The organism is Opitutaceae bacterium (genome assembly GCA_041395105.1).
Lineage (GTDB): Bacteria > Verrucomicrobiota > Verrucomicrobiia > Opitutales > Opitutaceae > B12-G4.
Genome location: JAWLBB010000001.1, coordinates 1563587 through 1579327, shown reverse-complemented (window position 1 = coordinate 1579327; position 15741 = coordinate 1563587). Strand labels below are relative to the sequence as shown.

7 protein-coding genes are annotated in these 15741 nt (G+C 60.6%); 2 read left to right on the top strand and 5 right to left on the bottom strand.

Features of this window, described 5'->3' with window-relative positions:
- Positions 1–38: 38 nt before the first annotated feature.
- A complete protein-coding gene (locus R3F07_06230; GenBank protein MEZ5275956.1) occupies positions 39–1523 on the bottom strand; it encodes a serine hydrolase in 1485 nt (494 codons plus the stop codon).
- Positions 1524–1734: 211 nt separating this feature from the next.
- Here R3F07_06230 and R3F07_06225 point away from each other — a divergent pair, with 211 nt between their 5' ends.
- Both R3F07_06225 and R3F07_06220 read left to right on the top strand, forming a co-directional pair.
- Positions 1735–2169: a hypothetical protein gene (locus R3F07_06225; GenBank protein MEZ5275955.1), complete on the top strand. Its 435-nt coding sequence runs from the start codon at positions 1735–1737 to the stop codon at positions 2167–2169.
- 74 nt (positions 2170–2243) lie between these two features.
- On the top strand, positions 2244–3116 hold the full coding sequence (locus R3F07_06220) for a PocR ligand-binding domain-containing protein (protein MEZ5275954.1): 873 nt from the start codon (positions 2244–2246) through the stop codon (positions 3114–3116).
- 146 nt (positions 3117–3262) lie between these two features.
- Here R3F07_06220 and R3F07_06215 read toward each other — a convergent pair whose 3' ends face one another.
- The 4 genes from R3F07_06215 to R3F07_06200 all read right to left on the bottom strand — a co-directional run bounded on the left by R3F07_06215 (position 3263) and on the right by R3F07_06200 (position 15568).
- On the bottom strand, positions 3263–5266 hold the full coding sequence (locus tag R3F07_06215; protein MEZ5275953.1) for a peptidylprolyl isomerase: 2004 nt from the start codon (positions 5264–5266) through the stop codon (positions 3263–3265).
- Between the two features lie 166 nt (positions 5267–5432).
- Positions 5433–7028: a solute:sodium symporter family transporter gene (locus R3F07_06210; GenBank protein MEZ5275952.1), complete on the bottom strand. Its 1596-nt coding sequence runs from the start codon at positions 7026–7028 to the stop codon at positions 5433–5435.
- Between the two features lie 171 nt (positions 7029–7199).
- Positions 7200–11507 (bottom strand): Ig domain-containing protein, encoded by a 4308-nt coding sequence (locus R3F07_06205; GenBank protein MEZ5275951.1) that lies wholly within the window; start codon positions 11505–11507, stop codon positions 7200–7202.
- A gap of 512 nt (positions 11508–12019) precedes the next feature.
- Positions 12020–15568, bottom strand: a complete 3549-nt coding sequence (locus R3F07_06200) for a chitobiase/beta-hexosaminidase C-terminal domain-containing protein (protein MEZ5275950.1) — start codon at positions 15566–15568, stop codon at positions 12020–12022.
- Positions 15569–15741 lie beyond the last annotated feature (173 nt).

Below are 15741 nucleotides of genomic sequence, written 5' to 3'. Positions count from 1 at the left end.
ACGAATCACAATCGGGAAACAGCGTGGACGGATTCCCCTCACTCGGCCGCCATTCTCCCGGTCAGCAGGGGAAAGCCTTCGTCCCCGAAGCCGACATTCTGCTCCATCGCGATCTCGATCGCATCTCCGTCGAACCGGAGGACCGCGGTATTGCGATAGGCGGTTTCAACCAGGTAACCCGTGATCACCCAGGTCTGCTCATCGAGCCAACCATAACTTGCCGCGGCCTGCGCGGGGCCACGTGGTGAAAAGGTCGAAATCGATTCGAGCCAGGATCCATGGCCGGCCGGAAAACGGTGCCGGCCCGAGGAGGTCTCCAGGACAAGCACCTGACTCTCACCCTCGTCGACCAGGCTCGCCCCGGTGATACCCATCGGGTTGTCTGCGATCCGGTAAATCCTGCCGCCAACCTGCTCCATCAGGGGAGACGTGGCCGCACCGGACTGCACCGGCAGTGTCAGGCCGGCAAGCCTGGATTTCAGTGCCTCATTCAACGCGCGGTCCTCCGCCAGAGGGACATCAGCTTCCATGGCCGGCAGGAGGGTGTCCCAGGCCGTGTTCATGACTGCGGCCATGTCCCCTGTTCCGCTGGTGATGGCCAGAACGGCATCCTGCTCGGGAAAGACGATGCAGAACTGGCCGAATGCCCCGTCTCCCCGGTACAACCCATGCCGGCACATCCAGAACTGGTAGCCGTAACCCTGATCCCAATCGCTTTCCGGCTCACATCCGTTGGAGGCCTGCTTCCGGGTCGCTTCCTCGACCCAGGTCCGCGACAGGAGTTGTCGTCCCTGCCAGGCGCCCCTCTGCAGGTAGAACTGCCCCAGAGCGGCAATATCGCGGGTCCGGGCAAAGAGACCCCAGCCACCCGCGTTGATGCCTTGGGGATTCTCCTCCCAGCGGGCACCTTCGATCCCCAGCGGTTCGAACAATCTCGGTGTCAGGTAGTCGAATACGGTCTGCCCCGTGACCTGCTGGACAATGGCTGAGAGCATGAAGGACGCGCTGGAGTTGTAGACCCAATGCGTTCCCGGTTTGTGAGGAAAATCAGACGCCAGAAACGCCGCGATCCAATCCTCACCGCCGTTGAAATCGACGCTCTCCTCCTGTCCCGTCGTCATGTTGAGCAGCTGCCGCACCCGGAGAGACAGGAGATGCTCGCCCGCGTCTTCCGGCGCCTTGTCCGGGAAGAAGCTGACCACGGTCCGGTCGAGATCGACCAGACCCTCGTCCACGGCGAACCCGATCGCGGTCGAGGTGAAACTCTTGCTCAGGGAATGCAGCTCATGCACCCGCTCGGGTCCGTAGGGGGCCCACCACCCTTCCGCCACCACATGTCCGTGCCGCAGCAACATGAAGCCATGGATCGCATCGACATCCGCTTCGGCCCGATCGATGAAGGACAGAATCGCGGCCGGGGAGATCCCCTGGGCTTCGGGAGAACTGCGTGGCAACGGATCGGTTTGGGCGAAATCGGACATCGGCAGCACGAACGGAAGGACAAAGGCCCATCGAACATCCATTTCTTCTCCCTAGCACCTCAAGGCAGCGGAGCCAAGAGCACAACTGCCCTTACGGAAGACTGAACTGGAAATAGCCGCCTGAGATCCCCGACGATCGTCACAAATGGACGTTTTCAGTTCCCTGACAAGGGGACGGCGCATTCAACAGGTGCGCAAAGATGAACAAATCCCGCATAGATGATTCGGGCATCTTCGGGCATCATGGGTCCGCATGAGAAGGCAGATGCTCCGCTTCCTTCAAAAAAGGAAATTCCGCCTTGTCACCCAGTGGAAACGCGCCCTGAAGGATCATATCGGGTTTCAGCTCCCTAACCACGGCGAGTTCCCTTTCCGATTGATTTTCCGGTGCCTCGACGAGGTGATATTCCTGCTCAAGCACGACGAGCTTGAGCCGGATCCCTATGCCCGTCCCACATTCGTCGATCAGCTCGACAAGGAGAATCCCCCGAACGCCGACCAGTACATGGAACTCTTCCTTTCCGGTCGGGAGGTCCTCGTCGATTTCATCTCCAGCGATCCGTCTTTCTGCAAATGGTTTCCGAAAGAGGAGCGGGATCGACTCTGCGCGGCGGTCGAGATCGCGATTAAGGCTCTCATTCACAGGGAGATGATATCTTACTCCCGTCGGTATCAGCACAGCTACTGAAGAGCTAGAATCAATCTTGCGGTCAGACTGTGGACTGCTACGTTCTGCAAATCTTGCAGAATGCTAATAAGATTTTGGTCGAGAAACTCTCTCGATCCCGGATTTTCCGCGATTACCAGAAGGCCTATCGCGGCGCAACCGGTCTTCCCCTGGCAATCACCCCGAGCCAGTCCTGGGGATTGCCTCTTCACGGCGACAAGAATGAGAATCCCTTCTGTGCCCTGATGGCCGGACGGAGCAAGACCTGCGCGGCCTGCCTTGAGATGCAGGAGTCCCTGACCAACCGCGAGCACAACGGGGAGCCGATCACCCTGAACTGCTTTGCCGGTCTCTGCGACACGGTGGTCCCGATCCGCCTTGGCGATCAACTGCTCGGGTTCCTCCGGACCGGACAGGTCTTCACCCGGGAGCCAACCGCCGAATCCTTCGACAACGCGACGCGCAAACTGATCGACTGGGGGGTCAAGGTGGATCTCAAGCAGCTCGAGGAAGCCTATTTCTCCAGCAAGATTCTCGGATCGGAGCAGTATGAGTCGATGGTGCGCCTGCTCAAGGTCTTCGCCGACCATCTCAGCATGGTCAGCAACCAGATCCTGGTCGAAGAGGACAATACCGAGTCCCCGCTCATCGCGCGGGCCCGCGATTTCATCGATCGCAACCAGGCGGAGGACCTTTCGCTCGAATCGGTCGCCAAGGCGGTCAACACGAGCACCTTCTACTTCTGCAAGATGTTCAAGCGGGCCACCGGCCTGACCTTCACCGAATACCTGAGCCGGATTCGGGTCGAAAAGGCCAAGAGCCTTCTGCTCAACCCCCATATCCGTATCAGTGAGGTCGCCTTCGAGGTCGGATTCCAGTCCCTTTCCCAGTTCAACCGGGTCTTCAAGAAAATCACCGGCCAGTCCCCGTCTCAGTTCCGGGTCAAGATGACCAGGGGCAAGAAGTAGGACCGGACGGACGCAGACCTGCCCGATTGGCGGACGGATCACGACGCCTGGCCTCGGAGGACCCCACCGATGGGAAGGCGGGCCTGCCCATCGGCTGCAAACAGGGCTGCCGCACCGGCCCGGTTCGTCCGCCTCACTCCACCGGCCTAGGGCACAAGGTATATCTCAACCAGCCCGGTCCCGGTCCCGTCGTCCGCGCCCGAAAGAACCACCGTGTAATTCCCAGGATCGAGTACGAGCAGGATGGCCGCATCCGCACTGCCTTCGTCCAGCGGAAAGGCACCAACCGAGTCCGAAACGGCCGCCAAAGCGGTCCCGAGACCGGCATCTCCCCAGTCATCGTTGGAACCGATGAGTTGGCCGTCTCTGTCCCGGACTTTGATCACCGGATCCGCCAGCACGCCGGTGACGCCAAATCCCGTCAGGGACGGACCAATGCCCCGGATCAGCAGATTGACCGGTCCTTCACCGTCGACCACAAACCCTCCTATCATGGCCTCCGCACCCAAGCCGACCTGCCCCCGGTTTGACAGATTGACCAGCGTGGAACCTCCCGGCACAGGATCATTCACCAGGTAGATCTCCCCGAGAACCACCCCGACTGTGCCATCCTCACTCAGGATATTCGCCGTATAAGCATTGCTCGCCAGCGCGGCGACCACCGCTCCGTCCTTGCTGCCGGTCTCGAGGGCAAAGGCACCCGCGGCGGTGCTCGCCGCGCTCAGGCCCTCCTGGTCAGGATTCAGTTCCCAATCGCTGTTCTCGGCCAAGATGTTCAGACGATCATTGAGCGGGCTCAGGCGGATCTTCGGATCCGGCACGAAATTCTCCACGCCAAAACCCGCCAATCCCGGACCCACCGCCCGGGCCAGGATCTGGATCGACCCGCTTCCCTCGGTGACGAATCCAGGGGTGGTCCGGGTTCCTCCCGCTTCCACCGAGGTGACCGAGCGCGTCGAGAGATTGGTCAGGTAACCAAAGTCCGCAGTGACCGTGAGAAAGGCTTGGCTGCTCGTGACCGATCCACGTTCATTGGAAACCAGCACCTCATAGACCCCCGCATCCGAAACCTTCACGTTGACGAGGTTCAGGGTGCTGCCCGTGGCTCCCGAGATGTTCTGACCGTTCTTCCTCCACTGGTAGGACAGCGCCGCATCACTTTCGGCCTCGACCGTGAAAGCCGTGGCCCCTCCGATACCCACCGCGCGGCCCAGCGGTTGGCCCGTGATGGAGGGCACAAGGGACCGAACGGTCACCAGAAAGGAGGTTGTCGCCCGGTTTCCGTCGCCATCGAGACCCCTCAACGTAATGGTGGCTTCCCCGGTCCCTGACTCGCCGAATGCAAGCCGGAGGTTGGCCTTTTCAATTGATGCCGAGACAAGGCTGGGGTTGCTGCTGTCCGCCGTGAAGGTCAGCGCCGAAAGCGGCTCGTTTTCGGTCGGGTAAAGCGGGATTCTCCGGATCGATCTCACAATCACGAAATCGTCTTCTTCCGGGGTTGATCCCGGATCGATCAGTGGAATCGAAAGGAAAGGTTCGAATCCGAAAGTATAGGGCTGAATGCTGCCGATGGCGTCGACCACGAGGATACTGCTACCGATAACCCGGCCAAAGACGGCGTAGGGGCTGAGAGGATTGTCGAGGTTGGGGTTGTCCTTGAGATTGAAATACCACTCGCTGGTCGCGCTGTTCAGCTCCGAGGTCCGGGCCATCGCCAGAGTGCCCCGGAGATTCGGCAAGCCCGCCTCATTCACAATCGGATCAAAGGCCGTGATCGGGGCGGGAAGGCTGGTGATCGGACTGGGAACCTTGTACCCGCCACCCTGCACGACAAAGTCCGGCTCCAGGCGGTGGATGATTGAATTGTCGTAACTTCTCTGGTCCACATATTTGAAGAAATTCGCCACTGAAAGCGGCGCATCGACGTCAAAGAGCTCAACGTTGATCTGACCGACGACCGTATCATACCGGACAATCGGTCCGTCGACCCCGTCGATGGTGAAGATGGTCCTCAGATCAATGACCGTGTCCGGAGCATCCGGAACCGTATCAAGATCAGCCGGTTCCATCGTGACCACCGGCTTGAGCGTCGCGGCGCCCAGGGAAATACCGCCCCAAAGGGCGAGGGTGAAAATGGAGAGTAATCGCATGAAGAGAGAAGAGCCGATAACAGGTTCAGGGGATCCGGGACGAGAAAAATACGACCAATGGTCAATTTCGAAGACGAACGGCGGCCGGGACGGTTACATCGACCCCCGAGGCGGCATCCGGTTCCCGGCACCCTTTCGGCATCGAACGCCTTCGAAGCGGCGGTCATCAATTCCCCAACTGGTGCAGCAGGACATAAAGCGCGAAGACCAGCACAATCAGGGCAGCCGACATCGGCTTTGCCAGCCGCCACCATCCTGATACAGCCGGACGAAGAACCCCTTCATCGCTTGTTTCCCCGGCCGGTATGAGCCGGCTCAGGAGGGCCATCAGCCCGCACATGAAGACGAAATTCAACCCCACCGAATGCAGCCAGTGGATCTCAAACCCACCGATCCGATTGCCCAGGACCCAGCTGAAGACCACGTAGAAGAGCATGCCGGAGAAGAGCCCGATCCGCGCCGCCCTGGCGTGGGTGCGACGGGTGCCCACACCCATGACGACAACCGCCAGAATCGGGATATTGATGACCGCACCGACTTTCTTCATCAGGGTGAATAGCCCCTCGGGCGCATGCACGATCAGGGGAGCCAGAGACATGGCCACCACCGCGAGGACACCACCGAACACCTTTCCGGCCCTGACCGTTTCCTCATCGGAAGCCTGCGGGCGAAATACCGTCTTGTAGACATCGAGTCCAAAGAGGGTCGAGGCACTGTGAAGGGCACTGTTGAAGGAACTGAGGATGGCCCCGAAGAGAACTGCCCCGAAGAATCCAGCCAGGTAGGCCGGAAGGACGGCTTCGACCAGGAGCGGGTAGGCCGTATCCGGCAGGGCCAGATCACTCCCGAACATTTCCAGGGCGATGATTCCGGGAAGCACGAGGTAGAGCGGTCCGAGCAGTTTCAGTACCGCCGCGATCAATACGCCCTTCTGGCCCTCGGCCAGGGATTTCGCGCCAAAGGTCCGTTGGACAATCTGCTGGTTGGTACACCAGTAATAGACGTTGGTCAGGATCATTCCGGTGAACAGCGTAGCGACCGGGATGTTCGAACCGGCGGCTCCGATCGGGTCCAGCATGCCTGATTGATTCTCAAGAATCCGTGCCCACCCGTCCACGGGATTGCCCCCACCCAGGGCCGCCAAACCCAGGACCGGAACCAGAAAGCCACCTATGAGCAGGCCGATGCCGTTGACCGTGTCGGAAATGGCAACGGCCCTCAATCCGCCGAAAACAGCGTAGATGCTCCCGATCGTGCCCACCGCCCAGACGGTCACCCAGACGGACGTTTCCTCGGACAGGCCGAGCCAACCCGGAACATCGAAGAGGCTGTTGATGACCAGGGCCCCGGAGTAAAGGACAAAGGGCAGGAACTGGATGGTGATGAAGAAGAGGAAGAGAACACTGAGGATCTGTCGCATCCCCCGGCCGAAGCGCCTCTCGATGAACTGGGGAACCGTCGTGATTCGACCCGCCCAGTATCGGGGAAGAAAATACAAGGCCATCACCACGAGCGCGATCGCCGCGATCACCTCCCAGGCCATGACCATGGCCCCGTTCAGATAGGCGCCGCCGTTCAATCCGACGATCTGCTCGGTCGACAGGTTGGTCAACATGAGCGAACCCGCCACCACCCAACCGGTCAGACTGTTCCCGGCCAGGAAATAACCCGCCCCGTGGGCATGATCATCCTTCCGGGTCTTCAGCCAGGAAACCAGGCCGACCAGGGCGGTGAAGAAGACGAACGAAATCAGGGAAAACACGGGGTCTGGGGGCGTCGAATTCCCACCAGATGACCGGAGGGCTCGACATCAGTCAATTCTCCGGTCCAATCCTCCGTCAAACCCCAATCACCGTGTTGCCGGTCAAGAACCCGAACCAACCGCAGCAACTGTCCCGCACTTGCCGAGTCGTTGTGCCGCCAGAGGTCGATCTCAGTTGTCGTATACTTCGATCAGGGCCACTCCCGTGCCGCCATCGATCCCCGTCACCTTGGCCGTGTAGGCACCGGGTTGCAGCCAGATGAGAAGCGCGGCGTCTTTGCTGCCTTCGAGCAGATCAAAAGCACCCGCTTCAGTCATCGCGGCACTCACCGCCGCCACATCGGGATTGTCACCCCAGTTGTCATTTGTCGCGACCAACTCCTTGTCGGAATTGGTCAGGTCAATCCGCGGATCTTCGAGCGCACCCGCCACCCCGAACTCGGTCAATTGAGGTCCGATCCCCCGAACGAGGACACGCTTCGGCACGTCGCCCGAGACGACGAAGCCCGCAATCAGCGCATCAGGACCGGTTCCCACCTCGCCCCGGGTGGCGATATTGACCACATCGGCGGTTGGCAACCGTTCGGTCGGATCGTCGGCGTCATAGACCTCGACCAGGCTCACCCCGGTCAAGGACCCATTGCCCCGGATCTTTGCCGTGTAGGCACCGGGTTCCAGCGAAACCGCCATGACCGAGTCTCGCCCGCCGACATTGAGCGGGAAAGCCCCGAGACGGATCGAGTCCTCGATGATACGATTCGTCTGCCCGTCATCACCCCAGTCATCGTTGGTTCGCATCGGGATCAGCTCACCCAGCCTCACCAGATTGATGACCGGATCCTGGAGAACGCCCTGCAATCCGAAGTCATTGAGCTTCGGACCGATGGCCCGGATGAGAAGATCCTTCGATCCGGTGCCCGTGATGACGAAACTCGCAATCATGATCTTGCCGCCGGTCAGGACCTTTCCACGAGTGGAGATATTCGCCAGAAGCTCGTCGCCCGGTGATCCTTCGCGGATGCCGAGGATGCTCGATGTCTCACCGCCCGGGGGCGTGTAGGTTCCCGCCACGATATCCGTCGTCGGATCCACCTGAAGGGCATAGTCGAATCCCTTCGAGGTCTGCAGGGCAATGTTGCCGAATGCGTCGATCGTGGTGATGTAGCCCTCGACGTAATCCCGATCCTGCGCAAAGAAGTAGGCCTGGCCGTCCGTCGCGACGATCAGATAGACCAGACCGGAGGTGGTTGCGGTCAGCGCATTCTGGTAGTAGCCATCGTAGGAGACCACTTCGCCGCCACCCGAGATCAGATTGGCGGTGAAGTTCAAACCCAGTCCCGATACAGAACCGGTAGCCACACCACCGCTGATCGTTCCGGTCACCGTGTAATTCGCATTCATGTCCTCCGGGTTCACCACCTCGAAGGAGAATTCTCCGAGATCGGAAAGCACGAAGGCAAAGTTCGACAGACCCTTGCCCGACTCCGGATGATAGCCGAGAAATACCGCGGTATTGTTGGGCCGGACAAAGAGTGAAACCGTCCCGGTGCTCGACTTGATCTCTCCGAGGTAGGTTCCCGCGAAGACACCCGCCTCCGGAGGCAGAATGACCAGATGGTCAAGCCAACCGCGATCCGCCCCTCCCGAACCCGACCCATCCTTCTCGTAGGCCCAACGCACGGTATGCAGGCCGGCCGGAACATCAATGCTCTGCTCGCGCCAGTTCTGCTCGCCGCTGATCCCGGCCACGGCCACCCCGTCGACCCTGACCCGGAAGAAATCCTTGCCCGCCTCCGAAGAAACCTTCCAGAAGAAGGACAGCTTGAGCGGGCCGGTGAAACTGGCCTGCAACGAACTGGCGACGCCGTCGCCGACCGCACCCGAGATCAGCGCGCTCTCACCATTCTGTACCTCCGCGATCTGGGCCACGAACGGAGCCGTGCCGTCCCTCTGCCAGGAAATCGATCCGATATCCAGGGCACGTCCTTCGGGATCCGTCAGATCAGGACCGACAGTCAGTTCATAGTCGCGGCTGGAGACCAGGCCTCCGGAGTCGGCAACCGTGACCCTGACGGTGAATGTGCCGATATTCGACCCCGTTGGCGTCCCGCTCAGGATCGCGCTGCCATTCCCCTGGTCAGTCAGTTCGAGCCAAGCCGGAAGGAAATTGGAACTGAAAGTGACACCAACCCCGTCCTCCGGGTCCGATCCGGCTATCCCGACTTCAAAAGGCTGGCCCTCGGTGGCACTGCCGAGCGACTCCGTCGCGATGACCGGCGGCCGGTTCCCGCTTGTGGTGATCAGGTTGAATGTCGTGGAGACGACGTTGGCCGCGCCGAAGGGGGTGCCCGGCACAGTGGTCTGGTCGCGGTCTGCAAGTCGAATGGCATCGAGGCTCACATCATAGGCCCGGCCCGGCTGAAGGGTCCCCGCCGGAATAGTGTAGGAGGTGGCCGTGCCGTCCATGCCGTCGGGGTCCAGCAAAATCAACGGCGTCTCAAGCACAGGGCCGTTCTCGTTTTCAACGTAGAGCTGGATGGCGTCCGCGTCGGTCATGCCCTCAATGGGCAGCCACTTGATCGTGAAAGGCTCCGATGCGAGGACCGATTGCGCCTCCGCCCAGTTGATGAACTGGGGAGCCGAGGGAAAGGACTGATCGAAATCCAGGGTGATCTCAACCTGGGCACCTCCGGATACCTGATACTTCAGGACGTAGTTTCCAGCCGGGAAATCCGCGAGCATGGCATCGAAACCGTCATTGGTTTTCTTCACGGAGAACTCACCTTCCTCAACATCATAAGCCATCACCCTCTCTTCACCGCCAGGCAGGGTGACCGAGGCCGAGCTGAGCAAATCAGCCGAATCTCCCCAGAGGACGGCCAGGGTTCCGAACTGGTCGGAGTTGTCGGTGCTCAACACCGGGCTCCCGGGTCCGGCCTGCCAGTAGTACAGCTCGCGAACAACCGCTCCGAGCTCAATCGGATCGACCACCACCGCACCGGTATTGATGGTGAAGCGGGTCTCCACCGCGTTGAAGGCGACAAAGACGGTGTCCGCCTGGGAACCCCGGTCGATGTCCGTGAACTGCAGACGGGAGATTGAGCCGCTGTAAACCTGGCCGGCCTCGAGGATTCCTGCCGGGACATCCACCAATGTATCCATTCCGTTTAGGCCAGCGTCCGAATTGAAATCCAGATCGGACTCCCAGAGGACATTGCCCCCGGAATCTTCGACCTTGACGAGGTAGGCGTCGCGGGCCTTCACACCCTCGGGCGCCATCCAGCGGATCGGCGTGGCCGTCGAGGCGTCGGCGGCCTGGAGCTCACTCCAATTGGCCAGTTGGACCGGCGGCAGGACACCCCCGGTCAGGTTCAGATTGGTGGAATGCGAACCTCCCGCGGCAAAGCTGTAGTTGAGTTCATGCTCGCCGTTGGAGAGCCAATTCTGCAGATCCAAGTCGTCACCGACCGCTTGAAAACTGGTCCAGCCCTCCTCTTCCTGCGTCAGCACAAAGCCGTTGACCGTCGCGGCCGTCAAGTCGGCGGGATTTTCCAGCCAGATGGCGGTATAGATATAGGCGGCTTCATCCCCCTCCAGGGGTTCAACCGTCGCCGGGCCAACCTGCTGGTGTGTCGTCCAGCGGCTCAGCATCCCCCAATTGATGACCGTGCTCGGATGACGCGCCACCGGACGGATAACGGTATTCGTCTCGACATAGTGGGTCGACCCGAAGAGGACACCCGGCACCGTGACCCCGTTGTCGACCGTCTCGACTTTGTCAAAACTGAGAAGCATCAAATATTCGACCCCCGCGGAAAGGGTCCCGGCCGGAATCGTCACGGAGCGCGCCGTCCCGTCGAGACCACCGGGCTCGAAATAATGAACGGGTGACTCGAAGACCGTGTCCCCATTCAGGAGACTGCTGATTCCGACCGTGATGATGTCGTCGGCCGCCCCGCCGCTCATGGCATTCCAGCGAACCGTCACGTCCTCGCCGACCGGGTAATGCTGAAGGTCAAACCAGTTTTCGATGAATGGAGTATCGGGAAAGGTCTGGGTCAGAGACAAGGTCTTCGATATATCCCCGGCCCCACCGGCAGGCGTGTACCAGATCAGGTAATTCCCGGCCGGAAACAAGCTGTCGAGCGCGGCCTTGCTCTCGACTCCCTGATACGCTTCGTAGGAATTCTCGTCGGCTGACCACTCCAGAGCGATGGGGGCCCCGCCGTCCGGCTGCACCCAGGCGCCCGATATGTCACTTTGATTATCCACAACAACACTCGCGTAGGCGGCGTAGGGGTAGTTGTCATAGTCAGGGTCCAGCACTTCGGCGGTCAGGTCCTCAGGATCGGGACCCAACTGGTTGAAATAGCTCTCCTTTCCGACGACGGCGATGGTCACCGCCGCCTGCGCGGCACCGGCGGCTCCCAGGGCAAGAATCGAAAGGGTCAGGATTCGAATCGATTTGGATGACAACATGACGGGGATGGGGGACAGGCGCAGGATCACCGGCCAGCTGTGATCGCGCGGAGGTCGGACGGCTTCCCGAACCAGACCGCCCGAAGTTCGAGAACGGACGGAATCGTGGTCGAAGGCTCTCGAGTCGACAGACTCAGGGAGGCCGAGGGGAGGATTGTGGGTTTGCCTATAGAACGGCAGGGTCCCCGCTCGACCAAGGAAACTTGACTCCGATCGGTCGGTTATAAGCTTCGACGATATCCTCGGGGCCCCACATAATCTCAGCTCATGACCCGAAATCGGCTGGAATTGGTCATGGGATTCCAAATCAGTGCCCTTCATCAAAAGGGCAGTCGGTCGAAAAACCAACGGTAGCATGCTACGTTTTGTTTCGACATGAAAAACCCTACGTTGCATACTACGTTTTGTTTGATCCAGCCGGGCTGGCCGAAGACGGATGGCACGCTTCGGGAGTCTTCCCGAAGACATTCCCGTCTGCCCGGCACATTTCATTCTCAACCGAAGCCGCCACCCTACGGCACTTCGTAGACCTCCGCGATGGCCACGCCGGTGGCGCCGTCCTTGCCCGACACCTTCACGGTGAAGCCGGTGGTGGTGGGCAGGGAGACCAGCACCACCGCGTCCTTGCTGCCGCGCGGCAGTGCGAAGGCGCCCAGTTGCTCGGACAACGCGTGGATCGCATCACCGGTCCCCGGCTCATCCCAGTCATCGTTGGTCGCCACCACCACGCTGTCCGAACTGCGCACCACCCGGACCAGCGGGTCCTCCAGCACGCCGGTCAGGTTGAACGGCGCCAGGCTCAGGGACGGACCGACCGCCCGGATCAGGAACTGGCGCGGCGTATTGCCGTCCGCCTTCATCCCCAGGATCATGATCGAGCCACCCGTCCCGACAAAAGCACGCGTCGAGATGTTGACCTGGCGCGCCTCCGGCGTATCCAGATCCTCAACCGTGTAAACCTCGACAATCGACACCCCGGTCGAGCCCCCCACCCCGGAGATCTTCGCCGTGTAGTTGCCCGGATCCAGCTCGGTCAGGATCATCGCATCCTTGCTCCCGCTTTCCGCGGCAAAGGCCCCCGTCACCGTCATCGCATCGATGAGCGCCTGCAGATTCGCCACTTCTCCCCAGTTGTCGTTGGTCTCCAGCGCAACCGTCGAGCCCAGCGGGATCACCTCGATCTGCGGATCCTCGATGGTTCCCGACAGATAGCCGCTCATGGCCGGTCCCATCGCACGGATCAGGACCGGCTTCTTGCCCGTTCCCTTGATGACGAATCCGGCGATCAGCCGCTGGCTCTGCGTCCCGACCCAGCCGCGGGTCGAGAGATTGACCAGCCGGTTCGATGCCGTCGCCCCGGCGCCCAGTCCGGCGAATTCCACCGGCTCGGACGCGCCCTGCGGCATCAGGGTGAGCGCCAGACTGTGATCGGATCCAATCGTCAGATCGGCTTCGCCGCCCATCGCCGTCGTCATCACGAGGTGGCCGCCGGCATCGACGGACCCCTCGCAGGTATCCACCCCATCCGGCATGAGGATGACCATGGTGACCTTGCCGTCGGTTCCGACGATAACATAACATTGGCCGGATCCTGCATAGAGTTGATCGATCTGGTAGAATCCGCAGATCGAACGCCCTTCGTCAGTGACCGGATCAACCGTGCCTGCGATGATCCCCAAACCGCCGAGCTCGCCGGTGATCGTTCCATCCGGCCCGATATCCGCCTCAATTTCGCCCGGATTGAGAGCCGAAGGCAAGAAGCCCGCGGAAGCGGCGGCCTTCATTTCTTCCCCTTCGCCCTTGGAGAGTTCCTTCTGGGTTGCGGAAATGCTGCCATCGGCGCCGATCAGGATATCGAATACCAGCGGAGCGCCCTCCAGTGGTTCGACGATGAGGAGACCGGATCCATCCGCCTCCAGGAAGAGTTTCCAGGTCGCGACGCCGAACTCTCCAAGCGAAACCGATCCGGAGTAGGACGCCCGGATCCGGTAGACCGAGGAGACGACAGCGCTGTCCTCCAGGGCCTCCTTGAAAGCCTGCACCCAGAGCGGTCCCGGGTAGTAGAGCATGGTCGACCCGCCCACCGTCCATTCCTCTGCCGATGCCGACTCAAAACGGGTATGCCGGAAGGAGGCACCATCCGTCGTCGAGGCGAAGGTCACTTCGACCGGACCGATGAAGGTGGTCTCCGCGTCCTCGGGATTCATCGTCGGTGGCGCCACCGATCCCGTGCCCGTCTCGATGGTGAAGGTTGCCGAGACAGTCTCACTGTCCAGAAAGCCTTCCTTGCTCGCGTAGGCGTAGTAGGTACCGGTCTGGCTGATACTGATGACCAGACCCGTTCCATACTGATACCAGGATTCCTTCGGGACTTCCGGGTTCCAGTGATAGTAAACGATCGCCCCGACTGTGGCGGATGAAAGGGTCGCGTTGACCGTTCCGGAGAAGGGTCCAGTTTCCGGGTCCGGTGAGAAAACCGGAGCGACCACCTGCTCCATCGCCGCCGCGAGCTGCGTGACCGTATGGATCTTTCCCGCAATGGTGATCGTCCCTTCCCTGGCTGAACCAGTGGTGTTCTCTGCAACCGTTACCGTGACATCATTGAGCATCGGTGTCGCCACGATCGATACCCAGTCGAGGCTTTCGCTCGCCGTCCATTCGCCACCCAGCGACACGTAGACACTGTAAACGCCCCCATCACTCCCAATGGTTTTTGTAGCCGGATCCACGCCATAATCGGAAGGCAACGCATTGCCATTCAACCCACGCGTGAGATTCCCGCCCGTCGCGTTGGTCGAGATGGTCAGGGTCCCGAAATAGCTGATCATCTCCTGAGGCGCGAAGCGGACGGTGAAATTCCGAATCTCTCCAACCGGGATCGTCACCGGACCGGTCCAACCGGGCACACTGAAACCCTCGTGGTCGATCTCGATCAGGCTGATCTCTATCGGCCGCGAACCCACATTGGTCAGAACGAGCGCCCTATCCTGATACTCACCGATCTTGACTGGCGGATCGAAGAAGAAATCGTCGGTCGCGGTGAGCTCCCGCTCGACCACCGTGAACGTTTCCGTCGCCGGATTGCTTGCGGTCAATCCCTCCTTGAAGCCCCTGACCTTGATCGTGTACTCGCCCGCATCGGTCAGCGTAAGTTTGTTCACCGGATCATAGGGGTTCGACGCCTCAGTCGGGTCGGAGCCATCCAATGTATAATAAAGCGTTGCCCCGGCCGTGCCGCACTGCAGCCAGATTTCCTGCGGCGCATAGTGGATCTCTTCGCCGATCAAGCTGATGCTCGGCGTGGCCACCTTCGTCGGGTCGTATCCCGTACCCGATCCCGTGCGCTTGTTTGCGCCCGAGGTCGCATCGGACTCAATGGTGAAAGCGACTGAATAACTCTTCACCTCCGTCGGCGAAAAGGTCACCCTGACCAGTGCGGTCGCGTTCCGGACCATCTCTTTGTTTCCCACGAATTCATAGGACCAGGCGTCGGGATCCTCCGTCTCCATGACGATTGATCCGATATTCAAGGTCATGTCTCCAATGTTTTTGACACTGAAGACCTTTGGATCCGGCGTCGTGTTGATCGCCACCTGCCCGAAACCGATGAATCCAAAAAGTTCGATTTCCGGCGCGTGGATGATGTACATCTGAGAGACGATCTCACTTGGCTCCATCCCTTCCTTCTCCGCCCGTGCGCGGATATAGTAGGTGCCGTGATTCACGAGTTGCGGCTTGTTGTCCGGATCGTAGGTCAGCACCAGGAAATCTCCGGTGTTGTTCGTCGTCTTGAGGTACTTGATGGTCGCCCCTTCGGTGGCCGAGGTCATCGTGACCGTGACGGGTGCATTGCCGGAACCCGGGGGCTGCGGACTGAACCCATCGATCTCTTCCTGCGCCGTCGGGACAGGAGTGATTACCGGCGCCGCCGCCTGCTCGGCCCTGAGGTTCGCCAGACCAAAAGAAAGAGCCGCGGTGATCACCGCAGCCCGCGTGAGGGCTGGTACTTGTGTGGAGAAAACGTGGCGGAATATCGCCTGTAGTGCTCTGTGTGTCTTCATGGCGGGTAACTCAGGGGGCTGACGTTGGCTTGTGGTTTGGGGTATGAGGAAAGTGGGTCCGGCGAATTCCGTCCCCGACACGCGGTTCCGGAATCGTTTCAGCAGCCCGGGAGTCCGGGTCACCGATCGGCTGACCGAGATACCAACCGACGCCGCAGAGCAGCCCGGACTCG